General features: G+C 73.8%; 18 protein-coding genes. 1 reads left to right on the top strand and 17 read right to left on the bottom strand.

Going from position 1 to position 21,937, the window contains the following annotated elements:
- Positions 1–26: 26 nt before the first annotated feature.
- The gene (locus KIN34_RS13045; protein ID WP_214351290.1) at positions 27–1,700 is read right to left on the bottom strand and encodes a GspE/PulE family protein; all 1,674 of its coding nucleotides are present in this window, start codon (positions 1,698–1,700) and stop codon (positions 27–29) included.
- Positions 1,701–1,929: 229 nt separating this feature from the next.
- On the opposite strand from KIN34_RS13045, the gene KIN34_RS13050 reads away from it, so the two are divergent.
- Positions 1,930–2,613 (top strand): alpha/beta fold hydrolase, encoded by a 684-nt coding sequence (locus tag KIN34_RS13050; protein ID WP_307858232.1) that lies wholly within the window; start codon positions 1,930–1,932, stop codon positions 2,611–2,613.
- Between the two features lie 76 nt (positions 2,614–2,689).
- Here KIN34_RS13050 and pyk read toward each other — a convergent pair whose 3' ends face one another.
- The 16 genes from pyk to KIN34_RS13130 form a co-directional block, all read right to left on the bottom strand.
- A complete protein-coding gene (pyk, locus tag KIN34_RS13055; protein ID WP_214351296.1) occupies positions 2,690–4,117 on the bottom strand; it encodes a pyruvate kinase in 1,428 nt (475 codons plus the stop codon).
- Positions 4,118–4,199: 82 nt separating this feature from the next.
- Positions 4,200–5,669, bottom strand: a complete 1,470-nt coding sequence (locus KIN34_RS13060; protein ID WP_214351298.1) for a glutamate synthase subunit beta — start codon at positions 5,667–5,669, stop codon at positions 4,200–4,202.
- Positions 5,662–10,218 (bottom strand): glutamate synthase large subunit, encoded by a 4,557-nt coding sequence (gene gltB, locus KIN34_RS13065; RefSeq protein ID WP_214351300.1) that lies wholly within the window; start codon positions 10,216–10,218, stop codon positions 5,662–5,664. The genes KIN34_RS13060 and gltB overlap by 8 nt, the downstream gene beginning before the upstream one ends.
- Before the next feature lie 165 nt (positions 10,219–10,383).
- Positions 10,384–11,400 (bottom strand): prolipoprotein diacylglyceryl transferase, encoded by a 1,017-nt coding sequence (lgt, locus tag KIN34_RS13070; RefSeq protein ID WP_214351302.1) that lies wholly within the window; start codon positions 11,398–11,400, stop codon positions 10,384–10,386.
- Positions 11,397–12,311, bottom strand: a complete 915-nt coding sequence (trpA, locus tag KIN34_RS13075) for a tryptophan synthase subunit alpha (RefSeq protein ID WP_214351304.1) — start codon at positions 12,309–12,311, stop codon at positions 11,397–11,399. Before trpA ends, lgt begins: the two co-directional genes overlap by 4 nt.
- Positions 12,308–13,564, bottom strand: coding sequence for a tryptophan synthase subunit beta (gene trpB, locus KIN34_RS13080; protein WP_372449557.1), 1,257 nt, complete (start codon positions 13,562–13,564; stop codon positions 12,308–12,310). The genes trpA and trpB overlap by 4 nt, the downstream gene beginning before the upstream one ends.
- 29 nt (positions 13,565–13,593) lie before the next feature.
- Positions 13,594–14,406, bottom strand: a complete 813-nt coding sequence (gene trpC / locus KIN34_RS13085) for an indole-3-glycerol phosphate synthase TrpC (RefSeq protein WP_214351306.1) — start codon at positions 14,404–14,406, stop codon at positions 13,594–13,596.
- A gap of 234 nt (positions 14,407–14,640) precedes the next feature.
- The gene (locus tag KIN34_RS13090) at positions 14,641–15,108 is read right to left on the bottom strand and encodes a DUF2752 domain-containing protein (RefSeq protein ID WP_214351308.1); all 468 of its coding nucleotides are present in this window, start codon (positions 15,106–15,108) and stop codon (positions 14,641–14,643) included.
- On the bottom strand, positions 15,105–15,575 hold the full coding sequence (locus KIN34_RS17180; protein ID WP_307858233.1) for a CD225/dispanin family protein: 471 nt from the start codon (positions 15,573–15,575) through the stop codon (positions 15,105–15,107). Before KIN34_RS17180 ends, KIN34_RS13090 begins: the two co-directional genes overlap by 4 nt.
- 53 nt (positions 15,576–15,628) lie before the next feature.
- Positions 15,629–16,237, bottom strand: a complete 609-nt coding sequence (locus tag KIN34_RS13100; RefSeq protein ID WP_214351311.1) for a DUF4190 domain-containing protein — start codon at positions 16,235–16,237, stop codon at positions 15,629–15,631.
- Positions 16,238–16,352: 115 nt separating this feature from the next.
- Positions 16,353–16,802: a DUF2752 domain-containing protein gene (locus KIN34_RS13105; RefSeq protein WP_307858234.1), complete on the bottom strand. Its 450-nt coding sequence runs from the start codon at positions 16,800–16,802 to the stop codon at positions 16,353–16,355.
- Between the two features lie 36 nt (positions 16,803–16,838).
- The gene (locus KIN34_RS13110; protein ID WP_214351314.1) at positions 16,839–17,144 is read right to left on the bottom strand and encodes an HGxxPAAW family protein; all 306 of its coding nucleotides are present in this window, start codon (positions 17,142–17,144) and stop codon (positions 16,839–16,841) included.
- Positions 17,145–17,306: 162 nt separating this feature from the next.
- On the bottom strand, positions 17,307–18,080 hold the full coding sequence (locus tag KIN34_RS13115) for a Trp biosynthesis-associated membrane protein (RefSeq protein ID WP_307858235.1): 774 nt from the start codon (positions 18,078–18,080) through the stop codon (positions 17,307–17,309).
- On the bottom strand, positions 18,077–19,642 hold the full coding sequence (locus KIN34_RS13120; protein WP_214352146.1) for an anthranilate synthase component I: 1,566 nt from the start codon (positions 19,640–19,642) through the stop codon (positions 18,077–18,079). The genes KIN34_RS13115 and KIN34_RS13120 overlap by 4 nt, the downstream gene beginning before the upstream one ends.
- 65 nt (positions 19,643–19,707) lie before the next feature.
- Positions 19,708–20,085 carry a phosphoribosyl-AMP cyclohydrolase gene (hisI, locus tag KIN34_RS13125; RefSeq protein WP_214351317.1) on the bottom strand — a complete coding sequence of 126 codons (378 nt, stop codon included), beginning with the start codon at positions 20,083–20,085 and terminating at the stop codon, positions 19,708–19,710.
- Positions 20,086–20,142: 57 nt separating this feature from the next.
- Positions 20,143–21,936 (bottom strand): ABC transporter ATP-binding protein, encoded by a 1,794-nt coding sequence (locus tag KIN34_RS13130; RefSeq protein ID WP_214352148.1) that lies wholly within the window; start codon positions 21,934–21,936, stop codon positions 20,143–20,145.
- Between the last annotated feature and the right edge of the window lies 1 nt (position 21,937).

Below are 21,937 nucleotides of genomic sequence, written 5' to 3' on the forward strand. Positions count from 1 at the left end.
GCGGGCGGTTCGACCCGACTCGCAGGTCAGGCGACCACGCGGAGGATCTCCTCGATCGAGGTCTGGCCAAGGGCCACCTTGTGCCAGCCGTCGTCGCGGAGCGACGTCATGCCCTGGCGCACGGCCGTGGCCGCGATGTCGGCGGAGGACGAGTGGGCGACCGCGTGCCGTTCGATGTCCTCGGTGACGCGCATGACCTCGTGCAGGGCGAGCCGGCCCTTGTACCCGGTCCTCGAGCACGCCGTGCAGCCCCCGGGTCGGAAGATCTCCGGCAGCGGCTCCCCCGGCACCCACGGGAAGCGCGCGGCTTCCATCTCCTCGGGCGTCGGCTGGTACGGCACCTTGCACTTCGGGCAGAGCCGACGAGCCAGTCGCTGGGCGACCACGCAGTCGAGCGCGGACCCGACGAGGAAGGGCTCGATGCCCATCTCGGTCAGTCGGGTGACCGCGGACGGCGCGTCGTTCGTGTGGAGCGTCGAGAGCACCAGGTGGCCGGTCAGGGCGGCCTCGATCGCGATCTGCGCGGTCTCGTGGTCGCGGATCTCACCGAGCAGGACCACGTCCGGGTCGGAGCGCAGGATCGAGCGCAGCGCCGCGGCGAACGTCAGGCCCGCCTTCGGGTTGACCTGGACCTGGTTGATGCCGGCGAGCCGGTACTCGACCGGGTCCTCGACGGTGATGACGTTGATGTCCGGCTTGGACACCGCGTTGAGCGTCGCGTACAGCGTGGTCGACTTCCCCGAACCCGTCGGCCCGGTCACGAGGATCATGCCGTACGGCTTGGTGTACGACTCCTGGTACGTCTGGTAGTTGTGCTCCAGGAAGCTCAGGTCCCGCAGGTCCAGGCTCGCCGTGGAGTTGTCGAGGATGCGCATGACGATCTTCTCGCCCCACACCGTCGGCAGCGTCGCGACGCGGAGGTCGATCTTGCGACCGTTGTGCACCACCGACATGCGGCCGTCCTGCGGCTTGCGCTTCTCGGCGATGTCGATGTCGCTCATGATCTTCACGCGGGACACGACGCCGCCGGTGATGTTCTTGGGCGAGCGCTGCGTCTCGTGCAGCACGCCGTCGATGCGGTAGCGGACGCGCAGGTCGTGCTCGGTCGGCTCGATGTGGATGTCGGACGCGCGGTCCGTGATCGCCTGGGTCACCAGCAGGTTCACGTAGCGGACGATCGGCGCGTCGTCGTCGACGAAGTCGCCCATCCGCGACAGGTCGGCCTCCGGCTCCGGCTGCGCGTCCTCGAACGCCGAGGACAGGTTCTCCATCTCGCCGTCGGCACGGACGAACCGGTCGATCGCACGCACCAGGACGTCGTAGGACGAGATGACCGGCAGGACCTGCAGGCCGGACACGGTCCGGACGTCGTCGACCGCCATGACGTTGCCGGGGTCGGCGGTGGCGAGCACGAGGACGCCGTTCTCGATCGCGATCGGGAGCACGGTGTACCGACGGCACAGGGCCCCGGGCACCATCGCGACGGCAGCGCGGTCCACCGGGTGCTCGTCGAGGTCGACGAACTGCATGCCGACCTGCGTCGCCAGCGCCTGCACGAGCTGGTTCTCCGTGAGCATCCCGAGCTCGACCAGCGTGCGGCCCAGCGAGGTGCCCGAGACGACCTGCTCGTCGATCGCAGCGAGCAGCTGCGCCTCGGTCACGATTCCCTCGCCGAGAAGGATCTCGCCCAGCTGCTTCACAGCACCTCCAGGTGTCACGTCGACCGTCATCGACCTATCGGCACCCCGGGGCGCTCGGCTTAGGGATTGGCACGAGTCGTGGGTCGGTCCCCCGCGGCACCTGCGCAGGTCCTGTGCGGATGGCGACTTCACCCTCGATGACCCGGGCAACCGCACGTATGCTCCCGGGAGCCGACTGCGTCGACCCCCGGAGCCCACGATCCCTGACACCGCCCGCCCCATCGTGCTCGTGCACGGCACGCGCACGTCGTCGGCCATCTGGGACCCGCAGGTCACGGCGCTCGCACGGCACGGTCACCCGACCGTCGCCCTCGACCTGCCGGGGCACGGGACCCGGTCCGACGAGCGGTTCACGCTCGAGGGCGCGCTCGCCGCGATCGACGAGGCCGTCGCGCGCTGCGCGGTCCCTCCCCTGCTCGTCGGGCTCTCGCTGGGCGGGTACGTCAGCCTCGCGTACGCCGGCCGCCACTCCGACCGGGTCGCGGGCGTGGTCCTCGCCGGCTGCTCGACGCAGACCCGCGGCCCGGTGCTGCGTGGGTACAGCCGGGCGTCGACCTGGGTCACGCGGGTCCTCGGGACCGGGCGCGGCACCTGGCACGTGGTCACCGACATGCTGCACGCGCTCGCCGGGTACTCGCCGCTGGCGGACCTGCGCCGCCTGCACCACCTGCCGGTCTGGCTGGTCAACGGCCGGGCGGACCCGCTGCGCCTCGAGGAGCGCCGCTACCTGCGCGCCCGCCCGGGCACGACGCTGACGGTCGTGCCCCGCGCGGGCCACGACGTGAACACCCACGCCCCCGCAGCGTTCAACCGCGTGCTGCTCACGGCGCTGCACGAGCTCGCCACCGCGCCGGCCGCGGTCGCACGCGTCGTCCTGCCGCAGCCCACGCCGGTGCCCCTCCCGGCGCTCTGAGCCGCGCGCACCCCGTCACGCGAACGGGCCCGGCGCCGCCCCGAGGGGCGGGCACCGGGCCCGGTCGCGTGAGGGATCAGGCGATGCGGTCGCTCTCGTCGCCGATCTTGTGCACGACGATCGAGTTCGTGGACCCGACGACGCCCACGGGCGCGCCGCACACGACGACCACGTAGTCGCCCTGCTCGGCCAGGCCGTTGGCCTGCAGCGTCTTGTCGACCTGGCCCACCATCTCGTCGGTGCTGGCGACCTGCGGCACCTGGTGCGTCTGCACGCCCCAGCTCAGCGACAGGACGTTGCGCACGGAGTCGACGGGCGTGAACGCCAGCAGCGGGATCGACGAGCGCAGCCGCGACATGCGGCGCGCCGAGTCACCGGACTGCGTGAACGTGACCAGGTACTTCACGCCCAGCCGCTCGCCGATCTCGGCGGCCGCCCGCGTGATCGCGCCACCGCGCGTGTGCGGGACCGAGCCGAGGGGCGCGATGCGCTCCCGGCCGAGCTCCTCGGTGGACTCGATGATCCGCGCCATGGTGCGGACCGTCTCGATCGGGTAGTCACCGACGCTCGTCTCGCCGGAGAGCATGACCGCGTCCGCGCCGTCGAGCACCGCGTTGGCGCAGTCGGACGCCTCGGCGCGGGTCGGGCGCGGGTTCGTCGTCATGGACTCGAGCACCTGGGTGGCGACGATGACCGGCTTGGCGTTGCGCCGGGCCAGCTCGACGGCCCGCTTCTGCACCAGCGGCACCTGCTCGAGCGGGAGCTCCACGCCGAGGTCACCGCGGGCGACCATGATGCCGTCGAACGCCGCGACGATCTCGGTCAGGTTCTCGACGGCCTGGGGCTTCTCGATCTTGGCGATGACGGGGACGACGCGCCCCTCCTCGTCCATGATCTGCCGCACGCGGTCGTAGTCGGAGGCGTTCCGCACGAAGGACAGCGCGATGAAGTCGGCGCCCTGCGCCAGGCCCCAGCGCAGGTCCGCCTCGTCCTTGTCGCTCATCGCGGGGACCGACACGGCGACGCCCGGCAGGTTCAGGCCCTTGTTGTTGGACACCGCACCGGGGACCTCGACGCGCGTGACGACGTCGTTGCCCTTGACCTCGACGACGCGCACGAGCACCTTGCCGTCGTCGATGAGGATCGGGTCACCCGGGCTGACGTCGCCGACGAGGCCCTTGAACGTCGTCGAGACGCGCTCCTTGGTGCCCTCGACGTCGTCGGTCGTGATGACGAACGTGTCGCCGACCGCGAGGTCGTGCTTGCCCTCGACGAACCGGCCGAGCCGGATCTTGGGGCCCTGCAGGTCGACGAGGACGGCGACCGAGCGGCCGGACGCCTGCGCCGCGGCGCGGACGTTCTTGATGACCTTGGCGTGCTCCTCGGGCTCGCCGTGGCTGCGGTTGATGCGCGCCACGTCCATGCCGGCGTCGACGAGCGCCTGGATCATGTCGAGCGACTCCGTCGCCGGGCCGAGGGTGCAGACGATCTTTGCTCTACGCATGTAGGCGAGCCTATGCCTTCCAGGTGTGATGGTTCAGTCCGAACGTCCCGCCGGACCGCCATGGCCCGCCGGTATGGGGGGGTCAGGGGCGCAGGGCCACCGTGCTCGCGGCGACCGGGCGGGGCAGCTCGGTGGCGCCGGACAGGTAGGTGTCCACCGCGGCGGCCGCGGCGCGGCCCTCGGCGATCGCCCAGACGATCAGCGACTGCCCGCGGCCCGCGTCGCCGGCGACGAACACGCCCGGCACCGCCGTCGCGAAGTCGTCGTCCCGGGTGAACGCCCCGCGCGGAGTCACCTGGACGCCGAGCTGGCCGACGACGGCCTCGGTCTCCGGTCCGGTGAAGCCCATCGCGACGAGCACGAGGTCCGCCGGGATCTCCCGCTCGGTGCCGGGCGTCGGGACGCGCCGGCCGTCGGGGAGGTACTCGGTGGTCGCCAGCCGCAGCCGGGCGACGCGCGTGCCGGTCTCGTCGGGCTCGAAGCCGACCGTGGACGCCAGGTACGCGCGCTCGCCGCCCTCCTCGTGCGAGGACGAGACCTCGAAGACGATCGGGTCGGTGGGCCAGGGCTGGTTCGCGGGCCGGTCCGCCGGGGGCGTCTTGCCGATGGCGAGCGTCGTGACCGACGCCGCACCCTGGCGCAGCGCGGTGCCGAGGCAGTCCGAGCCGGTGTCGCCGCCGCCGATGATCACGACGTGCTTGCCCTCGGCCGTGACCTGGCCCTCGACGGGCCGGCCCGCGGCCGCGGCGTTCGCCGGGTGCAGGTAGTCCATCGCGAACATCACGCCGTCGAGGTCGTTGCCCGGGACGCGCAGCTCGCGCGGGACCGTCGCGCCGGTCGCGATGACGATCGCGTCGTACCGCGCCTGCAGCTGCTCCCACGTGATGTCGCGGCCGATCTCCACGCCGGGGCGGAACCGCGTGCCCTCGGCCGACATCTGCGCCATCCGGCGGTCGATGTGGATCTTCTCGAGCTTGAAGTCCGGCACGCCGTAGCGCAGGAGGCCGCCGATGGCGTCGTCCCGCTCGTACACCGCGACCGTGTGGCCGGCGCGCGTGAGCTGCTGCGCGGCGGCGAGGCCCGCGGGGCCGGACCCGACCACCGCGACCGTGTGGCCCGTGAGCCGCTGCGGCACCTGCGGCGTGACGAGCCCACGCTCGAACGCCTCGTCGATGATCGAGACCTCGACGTTCTTGATGGTCACCGGCGGCTGGTTGATCCCCAGGACGCACGACGACTCGCACGGGGCCGGGCAGATGCGGCCCGTGAACTCCGGGAAGTTGTTGGTCGCGTGCAGGCGCTCGATCGCGTCGCCCCACTGCCCGCGCCACACCAGGTCGTTCCACTCGGGGATGAGGTTCCCCAGCGGGCAGCCGTTGTGGCAGAACGGGATGCCGCAGTCCATGCAGCGGCCCGCCTGCTCCTTGAGGAACGGCTGACCGTCCTCGAGGTGGGCGTGCACGTCCTTCCAGTCGCGCAGGCGCACCTCGACCGGACGGTTCGGCGGGAGCTCGCGCTCCCGGACCTTCAGAAAGCCACGGTGGTCAGCCACGGGCCACCTCCAGGATCTGGTCCCACACGCCGGGCGCGGCAGGGTCGAGGCCGTCGGCCTCGGCCTGCGCGAGCGCACGGCGGACGCGGGCGTACTCGGTGGGCAGGAGTCGGGTGAAGCGCGGGCGCCAGTCGCCGGCCAGGAGCTCGGCCGCGACGGGCGAGCCGGTCTCCTCCTGGTGCCGGCGCAGGAGCCGCTCGACGAGCGCGGCGTCCTCGTCGTCCAGCGGGTCGAGCGCGAGCTCGTTGCCGCGCACGGCCTCGAGGTTCACGAGCTCGGGGACCAGGTCGAGCACGTAGGCCGTGCCGCCCGACATCCCGGCCGCGAGGTTGCGGCCCGTGCGGCCGAGCACCAGGACCGTGCCACCGGTCATGTACTCGCAGCCGTGGTCGCCCACGCCCTCGACGACGAGCGTCGCGCCCGAGTTCCGCACGCCGAACCGCTCGCCGACGAGCCCGCGCAGGAAGACCTCGCCCGAGGTCGCGCCGTAGCCGATCACGTTGCCCGCGATGACGTTGTGCGACGACAGGACCGCGTTGCGGTCGGGCCGCACGACGATCCGACCGCCCGACAGGCCCTTGCCGACGTAGTCGTTCGCGTCCCCGAACAGACGCAGCGTGATGCCGCGCGGCAGGAAGGCGCCGAACGACTGGCCCGCCGAGCCGGTGAGGCTCACGTCGATCGTGTCGTCGGGCAGCCCCGCGCCGTGGAACCGCTTGGTCACCTCGTGGCCCAGCATGGTGCCGACCGTGCGGTTGACGTTGCGCACGGGCAGGTCGATGCGGACCGGCTCCGAGCGCTCGAGCGCGTCCGCGGCGAGCGCGATGAGGCGGTTGTCGAGCGCGCGGTCCAGCGCGTGGTCCTGCGCCTTGGTGTGGTGCAGCGACGAGCCCGGCTTAGGCTCGGGCAGCGCGAGCACCGGCGTGAGGTCCAGGCCCTCCGCCTTCCAGTGGTCGATCGCGGCCCGGGTGTCGAGCAGCTCGACGTGCCCGACGGCCTCCTCGATCGACCGGAACCCGAGCTGCGCCAGGAGCTCGCGCACCTCGACGGCGATGAACTCGAAGAACGCCTCGACGAACTCCGGCTTGCCGGTGAACCGAGCACGCAGCTCCGGGTTCTGCGTCGCGACGCCGACCGGACAGGTGTCGAGGTGGCAGACGCGCATCATGATGCATCCGGACACGACGAGCGGCGCGGTCGCGAAGCCGAACTCCTCGGCACCCAGGAGCGCACCGATGACGACGTCGCGGCCCGTCTTGAGCTGACCGTCCACCTGCACGACGACGCGGTCGCGCAGGTCGTTGAGGACCAGCGTCTGCTGCGTCTCCGCGAGCCCGATCTCCCACGGCGTGCCGGCGTGCTTGAGCGACGTGAGCGGGCTCGCGCCGGTCCCGCCGTCGTGACCCGAGATCAGCACGACGTCGGAGTGCGCCTTCGCGACGCCCGCGGCGATCGTCCCGACCCCGAACTCGGAGACCAGCTTGGTGTGGATCCGCGCCTGCGGGTTCGCGTTCTTGGCGTCGTGGATCAGCTGCGCCAGGTCCTCGATCGAGTAGATGTCGTGGTGCGGCGGCGGCGAGATGAGGCCGACGCCCGGCGTCGAGTGCCGCGTCTTGGCGACCCACGGGTACACCTTGTGACCGGGCAGCTGCCCGCCCTCGCCCGGCTTGGCACCCTGCGCGAGCTTGATCTGGATGTCGTCCGCGTTGGTCAGGTACTCCGACGTGACGCCGAACCGGCCGGACGCGATCTGCTTGATGGCCGAGCGGCGCGCCGGGTCGTGCAGGCGCTCCGGGTCCTCGCCGCCCTCGCCGGTGTTCGACTTGCCGCCGATCCGGTTCATCGCGACCGCGAGCGTCTCGTGCGCCTCGGCCGAGATGGAGCCGTAGGACATCGCACCGGTGTTGAACCGGCGCAGGATCGCCTCGACCGGCTCGACCTCGTCGAGCGGGACCGGCTCGCGCACGCCCTCGCGGAAGGCGAGCAGGCCACGCAGCGTCATGAGCCGGTGACTCTGCTCGTCGACGCGCTGCGTGTACTGGCGGAAGACGTCCATCTGCCGCGTACGGGTCGAGTGCTGGAGGCGGAAGACCGTCTCGGGGTCGAAGAGGTGGTCCTCGCCGTCGCGCCGCCACTGGTACTCGCCACCCACCGCGAGCCGCTGGTGCGGCTGCCGGTTCCCGGAGGCCGGGTACGCGTCGGCGTGCCGCGCCGCGACCTCGGCCGCGACGACGTCCAGGCCGATGCCGCCGAGCCGGCTCGTCGTGCCCGTGAAGTACCGGTCCACGAGCGGCTGGGACAGGCCGATGGCCTCGAACACCTGGGCGCCCCGGTAGGACGCGATCGTCGAGATGCCCATCTTGGACATGACCTTCAGGACGCCCTTGCCGAGCGCCTTGATGAGGTTCGCGACGGCCTTGTCCGGGCCGACGGCCCCGAGGTAGCCGTTGCGCGCGAGCTCCTCCACCGTCTCCATCGCCAGGTACGGGTTCACCGCGGCGGCCCCGTAGCCGATCAGGAGCGCGACGTGGTGCACCTCGCGCACGTCGCCGGCCTCGACGACGAGCGAGATCTGCGTGCGCGTGTGCCGGCGCAGCGTGTGGTGGTGCACCGCGCTGAGCAGCAGCAGCGACGGGATGGGGGCGAGCTCGGCGTCGCCGTTGCGGTCTGAGAGCACCAGGAAGCTCACGCCGTCGGCTACCGCCTGGTCGACCTCGGCGAAGATCTCCTCGAGGCGCGCCTCGAGCGCCTCTCCCCCGCCGGACGCCTTGTACAGGCCGCGGATGATCGTGGACCGGAACCCGTGCCGCGGCTCCTTGTGGACGTGCACGATCTTCGCGAGCTGGTCGTTGTCCAGCACGGGGAACGGCAGGATCAGCTTGCGCGCGTGCTCCGGACCGTCGCTCAGCAGGTTCGGCTCGGGGCCGATCGCGCCGCCGATGGCGGTGACCAGCTCCTCGCGGATCGCGTCCAGCGGCGGGTTGGTCACCTGCGCGAACATCTGCGTGAAGTAGTCGAACAGCAGGCGCGGGCGCGTGGACAGCACCGCGACGGGCGTGTCCGACCCCATGGCGCCCAGCGGCTCGGCGCCGTTCGCCGCCATCGGGGTCAGGAGGATCTTGAGCTCCTCCTCCGTGTAGCCGAACGCGCGCTGGCGGCGGCGCACCGAGGCCGCCGAGTGCGCCACGTGCTCGCGCTCCGGGAGCTGCTCGAGGAAGACCGAGTTCTCCTGCACCCACTGCGCGTAGGGCCGCTGCGTCGCGAGCTGCGCCTTGATCTCGTCGTCCTCGACGATGCGGCCCGCGCCGGTGTCGACCAGGAACATGCGGCCCGGCTCGAGGCGGCCCTTCGCGACGACCGTCGCGGGGTCGATGTCGAGCACGCCCGCCTCCGACGCGCACACGACGAGGCCGTCCTCGGTGACCCAGTACCGGCCGGGACGCAGACCGTTGCGGTCCTGCACGGACCCGACGAGCGTGCCGTCGGTGAACGTCATCGCGGCGGGGCCGTCCCACGGCTCCATGAGCGTCGAGTGGTACTCGTAGAACGCACGCCGCGCGGGGTCCATCTGGGCGTGGTTCTCCCACGCCTCCGGGATCATCATCATCACCGCGTGCGGGAGCGAGCGACCACCGAGGTGAAGCAGCTCGAGCACCTCGTCGAAGCTGCCCGAGTCCGAGCCGCCCGGGGTGCAGACGGGCAGCAGCGGCGCGAGGTCGCCCAGGAGCTCCGAGGACAGCGTGCCCTCGCGCGCGGCGACCCAGTTGCGGTTGCCGCGCACGGTGTTGATCTCGCCGTTGTGCGCGATCATCCGGAACGGCTGCGCGAGCGGCCAGGAGGGGAAGGTGTTGGTCGAGAAGCGCGAGTGCACGAGCGCGATCTCGGACGCGTACCGCGGGTCCGAGAGGTCCGCGAAGAACGGCTCGAGCTGGCCCGTCGTGAGCATGCCCTTGTACGCGAGCGTCCGGGATGACAGCGACGCGAAGTAGACCCCGTGCTCGCGCTCGGCGCGCTTGCGGAGCCGGAACGCCCGGCGGTCCAGCGCGACGCCGGCGAGCTCGCGCGACGGGTCGGCCACGACGAGCTGGCGGAACACGGGCATCGAGGCGCGAGCGGTCGGGCCCACGAGGTCGGCGGTCACGACGACCTCGCGCCACGCGAGCACGTCGAGCTTCTCCTCCGCCGCGACGGCCTCGATCGCCGCGACGACGGACGAGCGCTCGGCCTCGTCCTGCGGCAGGAACGCCATGCCGATCGCGTAGTAGCCCGCGGGCGGGAGCTCCGCGTCGACGACGTCGCGCAGGAACGCGTCCGGGATCTGGGTGAGGATGCCGGCGCCGTCGCCGGAGTCCTCCTCGGCGCCGACCGCGCCGCGGTGGTCGAGGTTGAGCAGCGCGGTCAGACCCGCGTCGACGATGTCTCGTCCGGGGGTGCCGCGCAGCGTCGCGACGAACGCGAAGCCACAGGCGTCGTGCTCGGCCGACGGGTCGTACAAGGGGTACGAGCCGCGGTCGGGCGACGTGCTCGGCAGGCCGCTGGGCGACGTCATCTCTACCGTCCTCACAGTGCCCCGGCCGAGGCCGGGGCTCGCACGAACATGGGGGGATCGGGACGTCGTCGGCCCTTGTGCTGGGCGACGATACAACCCGTCGGACCGGGGAGCCGCATCGCCCTGTGTGACCTGGGTCACGTGCGAGGGCGCCTCTCCGGCCGGTCAGCGGGCCGGCTTGCCGTCCTCGTCTTCCGGTGCGGCGGACCTCTCGCCCGCCGACCTGGCGTGCAGCGCGTCGACCTGCTCGCCGCCCTCGGAAGGGTGGTCCTGCTGGTCCGCGCCCTGCGCGTCGTCCTGCGCATCTGCGTGCGCACCGTGGTGGAGCTCGTCCTGCTGGATGGGGGGTGACAGCAGGAGGGTCGTGTCGCGTCCGGGATGCCGACGCCCGACCACGATGAACGCTACCAGCGCCCCGAGGCCGAGCAGGATCGACGTCCAGACGTTGATCCGCAGCCCCAGGAAACCGTGCGCGGGGTCGATGCGCAGCAGCTCGATCCAGGTCCGGCCCGCGGTGTAGATCACCACGTACAGCCAGAACACCCGCCCGTACCCGAGCCGGAAGCGCCGGTCGGCCCAGACCAGCAGCGCCGCCCCTGCCAGGTTCCACACGAGCTCGTACAGGAACGTGGGGTGGAACAGCGTGCCCGCCGGGTAGCCCGCCGCCACCGCGACCGGGTCGTCGACCTGCAGGCCCCACGGCAGGGTCGTCGGACCGCCGAACAGCTCCTGGTTGAACCAGTTGCCCAGGCGGCCCAGCGCCTGCGCGACCAGGAGCCCGGGTGCGAGCGCGTCCGCGAACGGCGCGAGCCGCACGCCCTGGCGCCGGCAGCCGATCCACGCGCCGACCGCGCCGAACGCGACGGCGCCCCAGATCCCGAGCCCGCCCTCCCAGATCGCGAACGCCCGCCACGGGTCGCCGCCCTGGCCGAAGTACGCGTCCGGGGACGTGATCAGGTGGTAGATCCGGCCACCGACGATCCCGAACGGGACCGCCCAGAACGAGATCTCGAGGATCTGGTCGGGGTCTCCCCCGCGCTCCTTCCAGCGCCGCTGGGTCAGGAGGACGGCGACGACGATGCCCGCCAGGATCGCGAGCGCGTACGCGCGCACCGGGAACGGGCCCAGGTGCCACACGCCCTGGGACGGGCTCGGGATCGACGCGAGCAGCGTGCCGGTCATGCCGTCACCGACCGGTCGTCCGCGCCCGGGTCGGGCACGGTGCCAACTTCAGCGTGGTCGCCACGGCGATCAGCGGTCCGCACGCCCTGCGCGAGCGCCGCGGTGAGCTCCGCGAGGCGGTCCAGCCCGGTCGCCTCGTCGGGCGCGTCGACGAGCGTGCGCACCAGCGCCGACCCGACGATGACCCCGTCCGCGTAGGACGCGACCTGGGCCGCGTGCTCCGGCCGCGAGACGCCGACCCCGACGCACACGCGCTCCGCACCCGCGGCGCGCGCGTCGGCGACGAGCTGCGCCGCGCGCTCACCGACCGTCGCGCGCTCGCCCGTCACGCCCATGGTGGAGGTGGCGTAGACGAACCCGCGCGACGCCGCGGCGGTGCTCACCAGCCGCTCCGGCGTCGAGCTCGGCGCGACGAGGAAGACGCGGTCGAGACCGTACGCGTCCGACGCCGCGATCCACTCCTCCGCCTCGTCGGGGATGAGGTCCGGCGTGATGAGACCGGCGCCGCCGGCTGCGGCGAGGTCACGCGCGTACGCGTCGACGCCGTAGCGCAGCACCAGGTTCCAGTACGTCATGACCAGCACCGGCGCGCCCCGGCCGGCGACCCGCTCCACGGCCGTCAGCGTGTCCTTGACCCGGGTCCCCCCGCGCAGCGCCTCGTCGACGGCGTGCTGGATGATCGGGCCGTCCATCACGGGGTCCGAGTACGGCATGCCCAGCTCGACGACGTCGACGCCCGCGTCGATCATCGTCCGCACGGCCTGGACCGAGCCCGGCACGCTCGGGTAGCCCACCGGCAGGTAGCCGATCAACGCCGCGCGGCCGCCGTCGGGGGACGGTCCGGCGAGCGCGTCGAGCGCGGGGCCCGTCGTCGTCGTGGTCGCGCTCGTGGCGCCGATCGTGCCCGTCACTGGTCGCCCTCTCCCCCGTGCTCGTCGTCCAGGTAGCCGAACCAGCGCGCCGCCGTGGCGACGTCCTTGTCCCCCCGGCCGGACAGGTTCACCAGCACCACGGGCTCGTCGGACCACTGCGTGGCCTGCGCCCCGATCTGGATCGCGCCCGCCAGCGCGTGCGCGGACTCGATCGCCGGGATGATCCCCTCGGTACGGCACAGGAGCCGGAACGCCTCCATCGCCTCGACGTCCGTGACGGGGAGGTAGGTGGCGCGCCCGATGTCGTGCAGCCAGGCGTGCTCCGGCCCGACGCTCGGGTAGTCGAGGCCGGCCGAGACCGAGTGGCTGGGGACCGTCTGGCCGTCCTCGTCCTGCAGGAGGTAGGAGCGCGCGCCGTGCAGCACGCCCGGGAAGCCGCCGGAGAACCGCGCCGCGTGGTCGCCTGCGGACAGCCCGCGACCGCCGGCCTCGAAGCCGAACAGCCGCACGTCCGGGTCGTCCAGGAACGCGTTGAAGATGCCCATCGCGTTCGAGCCGCCGCCGACGCACGCGGCGACCGCGTCCGGCAGGCGCCCGATCTCGCCCAGCAGCTGCGCGCGCGCCTCCTCGCCGATGATCTTGTGGAAGTCGCGCACCATCTCGGGGAACGGGTGCGGGCCGGTCACGGTCCCGAGCAGGTAGTGCGTCGTCTCGACGTTCGCGACCCAGTCGCGCAGCGCCTCGTTGATCGCGTCCTTGAGGGTGCGCGTGCCGATCGTCACGGGCACGACCTCGGCACCCAGCAGGCGCATGCGGGCGACGTTGAGCGCCTGGCGCTGCGTGTCCTCCTCGCCCATGTACACGGTGCACTCGAGCCCGAGCAGCGCCGCGGCCGTCGCCGTGGCGACGCCGTGCTGCCCCGCCCCGGTCTCGGCGATCACGCGCTTCTTGCCCAGGCGCTTGACCAGCAGCGCCTGGCCCAGCACGTTGTTGATCTTGTGCGAGCCCGTGTGGTTGAGGTCCTCGCGCTTGAGGAACACGCGCACCCCCGCCCCCACGTGCGCCGCGAACCGCGGCACCTCGGTCAGCGGGCTCGGCCGCCCGGTGTAGGTGCGGTGCAGCCGCGCCAGCTCGTCCCCGAACGCGGGGTCGGCCAGCGCCTTGTGGTACGCCGTGTCGATCTCGTCGAGGGCCGCGATGAGCGCCTCGGGGACGAAGCGTCCGCCGAACTCGCCCCAGTACGGGCCCACGTGCGTCGCCAGCAGGCCGACGCGCGCCTGCAGGTCCGGCACCTCCGGGCGCCCGGGCGAGGCCGCGGCCGTCACTGGCGCACCGCGCGCAGCGAGGGGTGGGCGCCCGCGGCGACCAGGTCCGCGACCGACTGGCGCGGCGCGTCGTCGGTCACCAGCGCCTCGCCGACCAGCACGGCGTCGGCGCCCGCCCGGGCGTAGTCCATGACGTCGTGCGGCCCGCGCACGCCGGACTCCGCGATCTTGACGACGTGGGACGGGATGGCCGGGGCCACCCGCATGAACGTGTTCCGGTCCACCTCGAGCGAGCGCAGGTCGCGGGCGTTGACGCCGATCACCCGCGCGCCGGCGTCCACCGCGCGCGCAACCTCGTCGACGTCGTGCACCTCGACCAGCGCCGTCATGCCCAGCGAGTGCACGCGCTCGACGAGCGACTCGAGCACGGTCTGCTCGAGCGCCGCGACGATGAGCAGGCACAGGTCCGCGCCGTGGGCGCGCGCCTCCCACACCTGGTAGGGCGTGACGACGAAGTCCTTGCGCAGCACCGGGATGTCCACCCGCGCGCGCACGGCGTCCAGGTCCGCGAGCGAGCCCTTGAACCGCCGCTGCTCGGTCAGCACCGAGATCGCGGTGGCGCCGCCCTTCTCGTACTCCGCGGCCAGGGCGGCGGGGTCCGAGATGGTCGCCAGCGCGCCCTTGCTCGGGCTCGAGCGCTTGACCTCCGCGATCACCGTCACGGCGTCCTCGACCTTGAGGCGCCCCACCGCGTCGACCGCCGACGGCCGACGGGCCGCGAGCTCCTTGACCTTGTCCAGCGGCGTGACCGCCTCCCGCGCCGCGAGGTCCTCACGGACCCCCGCGACGATGTCGTCGAGCACGCTCATCGCTGCCTCACACCCCTCGTTCGAATCCCCCGGGAACCCGGCGGCACGTCCGCGCGTTCGGGTTGCTCCCGACGTCATCGTACGGGCGACGGCAGGTGACCCCGACCACAGCCCGGAAGGTGGGACCACGCGTGCGGCGGCCGTCACGGGCGCGCCGAGGGGGTGGCGGCGGGTGGGGGGCGAGGCGGCGGGGCGTCGCGACGGCAGCGGTCGGGCTCCGGGTGCGCCCGCGCGTCAGGGGGCGAGCCAGGGAGCCAGTGCCGGGACGTTGCGTGCGACCCAGTACGTCACCACGACGACCAGGAAGCCCCAGACCAGCCACGCCGGCGCGACGCGGCGACGTGGTCGGCCCGCCGCGGACCGCCGGGCCCAGGCCACCCAGACCCCGACGAGCACGGGGAGGACCAGCACCATCAGCGGGTTCATCGACCAGGCGCCCGCCAGGTCGAGGTGCGCCAGGTCGTGGAGCCCGCGCAACGAGCCGCAGCCCGGGCAGTAGAGGCCCGTGAGCGCCAGGAACGGGCAGGTCGGGTAGTGGCCGGCCTCGTTCGGGTCGACCACGGCGAGCAGACCGACCGCCGCGACGGCGACGGCCCCCACGGCCGCCGGGGCGAGCCGGGAGGAGGGCGCCAGGAGCGCAGCGCGCCGGACCGTGCCGTCGGCGACGGCGGTCCGGTCGGCGCTGCGCTCCTGGAGCGTCACATCGAGCCCGAGGACGCGTCGAAGATGCCCGAGAGGAACGCGATCGGCACGAAGATGAGGCCCACGACGGCGGCCGCGATGGCCCACGTCCGCGCCCGGCGCGACGCGGTGAACGCGCCCTGCGCGTCCCCCGCCATCCACTTGCCGTTGACCTGCGCGGCGAAGACGATCGAGACGATCCCCAGCGGCGTGCAGCACAGCACGGCCGACAGGATCGCCCAGACCAGGTAGTTGGGCGGCGGCGGCGCCCCGTAGCCGGTGCCCGGCACGGCGCCCGCGTACGGGGGCGGCGCGGCCGGGTAGCCCGGCGCGTCCGCGCCGTAGGTCGGCGGCGTGCCGTACGCCGGCGCACCGGACGGCGCCCCGTAGCCGGGTGCCGCGCCGGGCTGCTGCGCGCCCGGCTGGTCGGACGGCTGGTCGCTGCCGTACGGCGGACGGGCCTGGTAGGGGTCGTTCGGGTCGGACACGGGTGCTCCTCGGTCGAAGACGGACGCGGGGCGGTTCGCCGCCGCGCGGGGGGTCAGGGGTTCTGCGCGTTCGCGATGACGGCGACGACGATCACGGCCACGACGCCGACCACGGACAGGATCGTGCCGATCCAGCCCGTGATGATGCCGCCGGTGGCGAGGCCCTCGTTGTTGGCCTCACCGGCGGCGACGGCCTGCTTGGACCGGTTTCCCACGATGATCGCGGGGATGCCCGTGAACAGCCCGCAGCTCAGCACGATGCTCGCGATGCCGAGCACGAGCGACCAGATCCCGAGGCTGTTCTTCGGGTAGCTGTACCCGTACCCCGGCGCCGCGGCGTACCCGCCCGGCGGGTACGCCGCGCCTGCCGGGTAGCCCTGCGCGTAGCCCTGCGGCGGGACCTGGCCGTACGCCGGCGCCGCGGGGTAGCCGTCGCCCGCGGGCTGGCTGCCCGCCGACGGGTACGGCTCGGCCGCGGGCGCTCCGTAGGCAGGTGCTCCGTACGCGGGTGCGCCGTACGCCGGCGCTCCGTACGCCGGTGGCGTCGGCTCGCCCGGGGCGGACGGCTGCGCGGGCGCAGCGGGTTCCGCGGGAGGCGTCACGCCGCCCGTGGGATCGCCCGCGGGCTCCCGCGGCGTGGTCGGCTCGTCGGGAGTGGTCATGACCGTTCCTCCAGTCGCGTCGTCGCGGCCTCGTCGGCTCGCGCCGCCATGCTAGGGGCACCGGTCTCGCATCCGCAGGACCTTCCACGGGACCGTCCGGCCGCGTCCGCCCCGGTCAGGGGCCCAGCCAGACCGCCAGCGCGGGCACGTTGCGCAGCACGCCGAAGACGAGGACGAGCCCGAGGAACACCCAGGCCGTCCACGCGGGCAGGCGCGCCTCCCGCCCGCGCGACCGCCGCAGCAGCCACCAGGCCCACAGCACGACGAGCACGGGCACCAGGAGCACCCACAGCGGGTTGCTCCCCCACGCGCCGGCGAGGTCGCCGTGCGCCAGGTCGTGGGTCGCGCGCAGGCCGCCGCACGCGGGGCAGGACAGGCCGGTCGCGAGGACCAGCGGGCAGACGCCGTAGCTGCCGGCGACGTGCGGGTCGCGCACCGCGACGACGGCGGTGCCCACCACGACGACGCCCGCGGTCAGCCACGCGCCGCGCGTCCGGTCCCACCACGTCAGCGGCGGACCGGGTGGGGCGGTCCGCGGACCCGCCGACGTCGGCGTCTCGGTCACGGGATCAGCGGCCGACGGCGGCGCGGTCGGCGCGGCTCAGTGGCCGCCGTGGGCCTTCTGCCGCGCGAGGGTGGCGGCGCCGCCCTGCCCGTAGCCGAGCACCGAGAGCACCTTGCCGACGACGAGGCCGGCGAAGCAGAGGCCGATGCCGACCCAGAACAGCCAGACGAGCGCGGCCACCATGCCGATCGCGGCGATGAGCCCGCCCGCGACCACGACCCACGTGGTGGTCCACGCAGCGATGGTCTTGCCGTGGTTCGTCGGCGGCGAGGACGGCGGGAGCTGCACCGTCTCCGTGACGGTGGGGTTCTGCGCGCGGTGGGCAAGCGTGTCGTCGGCCATCGGTCGACCTTTCCGTGGGGCGGTTCTGCGTTCACCCTAGCGTGCGGGCGACGGCTCGACCCGCAGGTGCGGGGTGGTGGGGGGCCTGAGGCGACGTGCGACCGGACACACCGGCGACACACCGGCGTGCGCACCGGCACGCACCGGCGTGGGGCCCGCGGCTCAGGTGGGGTCGTCGCCCCGGCTCAGGGCATCCCACTGGGAGCGCTCGTCGTCGGGCCCGTCGGGGCTGCTGGTGCCGCCTGTTCCGCCGGTGCTGCCCGTTCCGCCGGTGCTGCCCGTGCCCTCTGCGCCGTCGGTGCCACCTGTGCCGCCCGTGGCCCGACGGCCCGGGGCCGCGGACGCCTGCGCGTCGGCCGGCGCGCCCTGCTCGTGGCGACGCGAGACCGCCCACGACGAGGACGCGCGGACCAGCCAGAGCGCGACGAGGACGTCGAGGACGCCGACGACGAGCGCCACCCAGGGCCAGGCGCTGACGTCGACGTCGCCGACCACGCGCTCGATCCCGGTCTGGTCGACCACCGCCGGCAGCACGGCCGCGAGCGGGTCCCGCAGGACGCCCACGGCCCCCCCGACGACGAGCGCGCCCGCCAGGGCCACGGACGCGACGACCACCCACCGGCCGACGCGCCCGACGAGCGCGACCGCACCCGTGGCCGCCAGCAGCACCAGCGCGGCCGCCACGAGCCCCGGGGCCGCGGCGCCGCCCGAGACCGTGACGGCGACCTCGCCGCCCAGGACCGAGGCGGAGGTCGCCGCGAGCCACTGCGGCACCGCGCACGCGCCCGTGAGCGCCGCCGCGAGCAGCAGCGCTCCGGCCGCCCGCCCCCGGCCGGAGCGCGGACGCGGCGGCGCGGGCACCGACGTCAGGCCGGGCTCACGCCCCGGCGCCGGGTCCGGCCCCGTCGCGGGCGACGGGTCCGCCGCCGGGCTCACGGGGTGGCGCGACGCAGCCGGGCGGCGACCTGCACCGCGCGCACCGCCGCCTGCGCCTTGTTGCGGGACTCGAGGTACTCGAGCTCGGGCACGGAGTCGGCGACGATCCCGCCGCCCGCCTGCACGGACGCGCGCCCGTCGCGGATCAGCGCGGTGCGGATCGCGATGGCCATGTCCATGTTCCCGGCGAAGTCGAAGTAGCCGACCGTGCCGCCGTAGATCCCCCGGCGAGCGGGCTCGACCTCGTCGATCAGCGCGATCGCGCGCGGCTTGGGCGCACCGGACAGCGTGCCGGCGGGGAACGTCGCCGTGAGCGTGCCGAGCGCGGTCGCCCCCGGACGCAGCCGCCCGACCACCGTCGAGGTGATGTGCATGATGTGCGAGAACCGGCGCACCGCCATGAACTCGACCACCTCGACGCTGGCCGGCTCGCAGACCTTGACCAGGTCGTTGCGGGACAGGTCGACGAGCATGATGTGCTCGGCCCGCTCCTTCGGGTCCGCGAGCACCTCGTCGGCGAGCGCGCGGTCCTCCTCCGGGGTGGCGCCACGCGGGCGCGAGCCGGCGATCGGGAACGTCGTGACGTGGCCCTCGTCGACCTTGACCAGCGTCTCCGGGCTCGACCCGACGACCGCGAAGTCCGCGCCGTCCGCGTCCTGCAGCTGCAGGTAGTACATGTACGGGCTCGGGTTGATGGTGCGCAGCACGCGGTAGACGTCCAGCGGGTCCGCGGGGCAGTCGAGGTCCAGGCGCTGGGAGATGACGACCTGGAACACCTCGCCGTCCTTGATCGCGTCCTTGCCGAACCGCACCGCCTGGTCGAACTCCTCGCGGGTCGAGCGGAACTCCAGCTCGGGCTCGGGCGCGTCGGTCAGGACCGCGAGCCCCGGGTCCGCGGGGTGCAGCAGCGCGGCCTGCATCGCGTCCAGCCGCGCGACGGCGTCCGCGTGCGCCTCGTCGACGCGCTCGTCGGTGTCGTCGAAGTTGATGGCGTTCGCGACCAGCCAGACCGAGCCGTCCTGGTGGTCGACGACCGCGAGGTCCGTCGCCAGCAGCAGCGTCAGCTCGGGCACGTCGAGCTCGTCGGGCGCCTTGGTCGGGAGGGTGGGCTCCCAGTGGTGCACGATGTCCCACCCGAGCGCGCCGACGAGCCCGCCGGTCAGCGGCGGCAGGCCCGGCAGCGCGGGCGTCCGGAGCACGTCGAGCGTCTCCGCGAGCACGTCCAGCACGTCGCCGCTCGTCGGGACGCCCACCGGGACGTCACCCGTCCACACCGCCTCGCCGTCACGCACCGTGAGGGTCGCGCGCGAGCGGACGCCGACGAAGGACCAGCGCGCCCAGGTCCCGTCCGCCTCCGCCGACTCGAGCACGAACGTCCCGGGCCGGCCGGCGCCGAGCGTCCGGTACAGGCCCACGGGCGTCACGTCGTCGGCCAGCAGCCGTCGCACCACGGGCACCACCCGGCGGTCGCGCGCGAGCTCGCGGAAACCGTCGAGCGACGGCCACGTGCTGCCCCAGGGCAGCTGCGCGCCGGCGGTCGGGCCGGACGCCGGATCCGGCACGGGACCGGGCGCGGCACCGGCGCCCTGCGGCGGGCGCGAGCCGGCGTCCGGGGTCGCCGCCGCGGTCACCGGGCACCTCCGGGCTGCTGGTCGGGCGCCGTCACCGGCAGCGGGCCGCCGGCCTCGAAGCACGTGCGGGCGCCCGTGTGGCACGCCGCGCCGACCTGGTCGACGACGACCAGGAGCGCGTCGCCGTCGCAGTCGATCCGCACGTCCTTGACGTGCTGCACGTGCCCGGACGTGTCGCCCTTGCGCCAGTACTCCTGCCGCGAGCGGGACCAGAACGTCACCCGGCCGGACGTCAGCGTGCGGTGCAGCGCCTCGTCGTCCATCCAGCCGAGCATGAGCACCTCCCGCGTGTCGTGCTGCTGCACGATCGCCGCGACGAGGCCGGACTCGTCGCGCTTGAGGCGCGACGCGACTGCGGGGTCCAGGGTGGGCACCCGAGAATCCTGCCACGCGCCCGGCGGCCCCCGGCGGTCCGTCCAGAGGCGTCGAGGTCAGCGGGTCTGCGAGACCCAGGCGCGGTGCATCGCCGCGTAGTGCCCGTCGCTCGCGACGAGCTCGTGGTGGTGACCGTGCTCGACCACCCGGCCCGCGTCCACGACGACGACCGCGTCGGCGGCCTCTGCGGTCGACAGGCGGTGGGCGATGGTGATCGTGGTCCGGCCCGCGGTCAGGCCGGCCAGCGCGCGCGCCAGGCGGACCTCGGTGGCGGGGTCGACCGCGGAGGTCGCCTCGTCCAGCAGGAGCAGGTCGGCGTCCGCGAGGTAGGCGCGCGCGAGCGCGACGAGCTGGCGCTCGCCCGCCGAGAGCGACTCCCCCCGCTGCCCGACGGGCGTGTCCAGGCCCTCGCCGAGCTCGTCCACCCAGGGGCCGAGGCCGAGCGCGTCGACGGCCTCGCGCACGCGGGGGTCGTCCGCGGGCGGCGCCCAGGTCCCGTCCTCGTCGTGCCGCAGGCCGTAGGCGATGTTCTCCGCGACCGTGCCCTCGAACAGGAAGCCCTCCTGCGGGACCAGCACCACGCGGCGCCGCAGGTCCTCGTGCCGCACGTCGCGCACGTCCACGCCGTCCAGCAGCACGGACCCGTCGGTCGGGTCGACGAGCCGCGCGACCAGCCGCGCGATCGTCGTCTTGCCGGAGCCCGTGGCACCCACGACGGCGACCGAGGAGCCCGCCGGGACCACGACGTCGACGTCCCGCAGCACGGGCGGCCCGTCCGGGTACGCGAAGCCGACGCGGCGCAGCTCGACGTGCGCGGGTCCGCGCGGGCTGTCCGCGCCGTCCGCGCCCGGGTCCGCGACCGTCACCGGCGTCTCGAGCACCCCGAGCACCCGGCGCCACCCCGCGATGGCGTTCTGCAGCTCGTTGAGGATCTCCGTGGCCATCTGGACGGGCCCCGTGAAGAGCTGCACCAGGAAGAGGAAGGCGAGCAGGCGCCCGGGGGTGAGGTCGCCGGCGATGCCGAGCCGCGTGCCCACGACCACGACGACCGCCAGCACCAGGTTCGCCGTCAGCACGCCGGACGCGAACACCGTGGAGACCAGGTTCTGCGCGCGGACCATCGCGCGGCGCGTCTCCCGGATCGCCCGGTCCGTGCTGCGCTGCACGCGGGCCGCGACGCCGTACGCGCGGATCGTCTCGGCGCCGACCACCGACTCGGAGACCGCGCCGAGCATCGCGCCGTACCGCTCGCGCACGGCGGAGTACCGCGCGTTCACGCGCTTCTGCAGCGGCTGCAGCACGACGACCAGCGGCACGAACCCGAGCCACACGACGAGCGTGAGCTGCCACGAGTAGACCGCCATCAGCACCGTCGCGACCAGGATCTGCAGCACCGAGACGAGCAGCATGATCCCGCCCCACTGCACGAACAGCGAGATCGTGTCGACGTCCGACGTCACGCGTGACACCAGGCTGCCGCGGCGCTCGGTGCCGCGGGTCAGGACCGAGAGGTCGTGCACGTGCCGGAACGCCTTGGTGCGCAGCTGCAGGAGGCCCGCCTCGCTCGAGCGGAACAGCCGGATGTTGACCAGGGCGGAGCACGCGGCGCCGAGCAGGAGCGCCAGGGTCGCGCCGGCCGCGAGCAGGGCGACGCGCTGCGCGTCGGGCCCGCCCTCGGCCAGGATCCCCGTGTCCACGGTCTGCTGGACCGCGATCGGCACCACGACGCGGCCGAGCGCGGCGAGCACCGCGAGCAGCACGGTCACGCCGATGCCCTGCACCAGCCGCGGCGAGACCTGCACGCCGCGTCGCAGGGTCGCGAGCACGCCCAGCGTGCTCGCGGGGGCCATC

The organism is Cellulomonas fulva (genome assembly GCF_018531375.1).
Classification (GTDB): domain Bacteria; phylum Actinomycetota; class Actinomycetes; order Actinomycetales; family Cellulomonadaceae; genus Cellulomonas; species Cellulomonas fulva.

What these genes read in the sequence shown, in the direction of transcription:
- pyk (WP_214351296.1), bottom strand. Translation starts at nt 4,117, where the DNA reads ATGCGTAGAGCAAAGATCGTCTGCACCCTCGGCCCGGCGACGGAGTCG.
- gltB (WP_214351300.1), bottom strand. Translation starts at nt 10,218, where the DNA reads ATGACGTCGCCCAGCGGCCTGCCGAGCACGTCGCCCGACCGCGGCTCG.
- lgt (WP_214351302.1), bottom strand. Translation starts at nt 11,400, where the DNA reads ATGACCGGCACGCTGCTCGCGTCGATCCCGAGCCCGTCCCAGGGCGTG.
- trpC (WP_214351306.1), bottom strand. Translation starts at nt 14,406, where the DNA reads ATGAGCGTGCTCGACGACATCGTCGCGGGGGTCCGTGAGGACCTCGCG.
- KIN34_RS13100 (WP_214351311.1), bottom strand. Translation starts at nt 16,237, where the DNA reads ATGACCACTCCCGACGAGCCGACCACGCCGCGGGAGCCCGCGGGCGAT.
- KIN34_RS13110 (WP_214351314.1), bottom strand. Translation starts at nt 17,144, where the DNA reads ATGGCCGACGACACGCTTGCCCACCGCGCGCAGAACCCCACCGTCACG.
- KIN34_RS13130 (WP_214352148.1), bottom strand. Translation starts at nt 21,936, where the DNA reads ATGGCCCCCGCGAGCACGCTGGGCGTGCTCGCGACCCTGCGACGCGGC.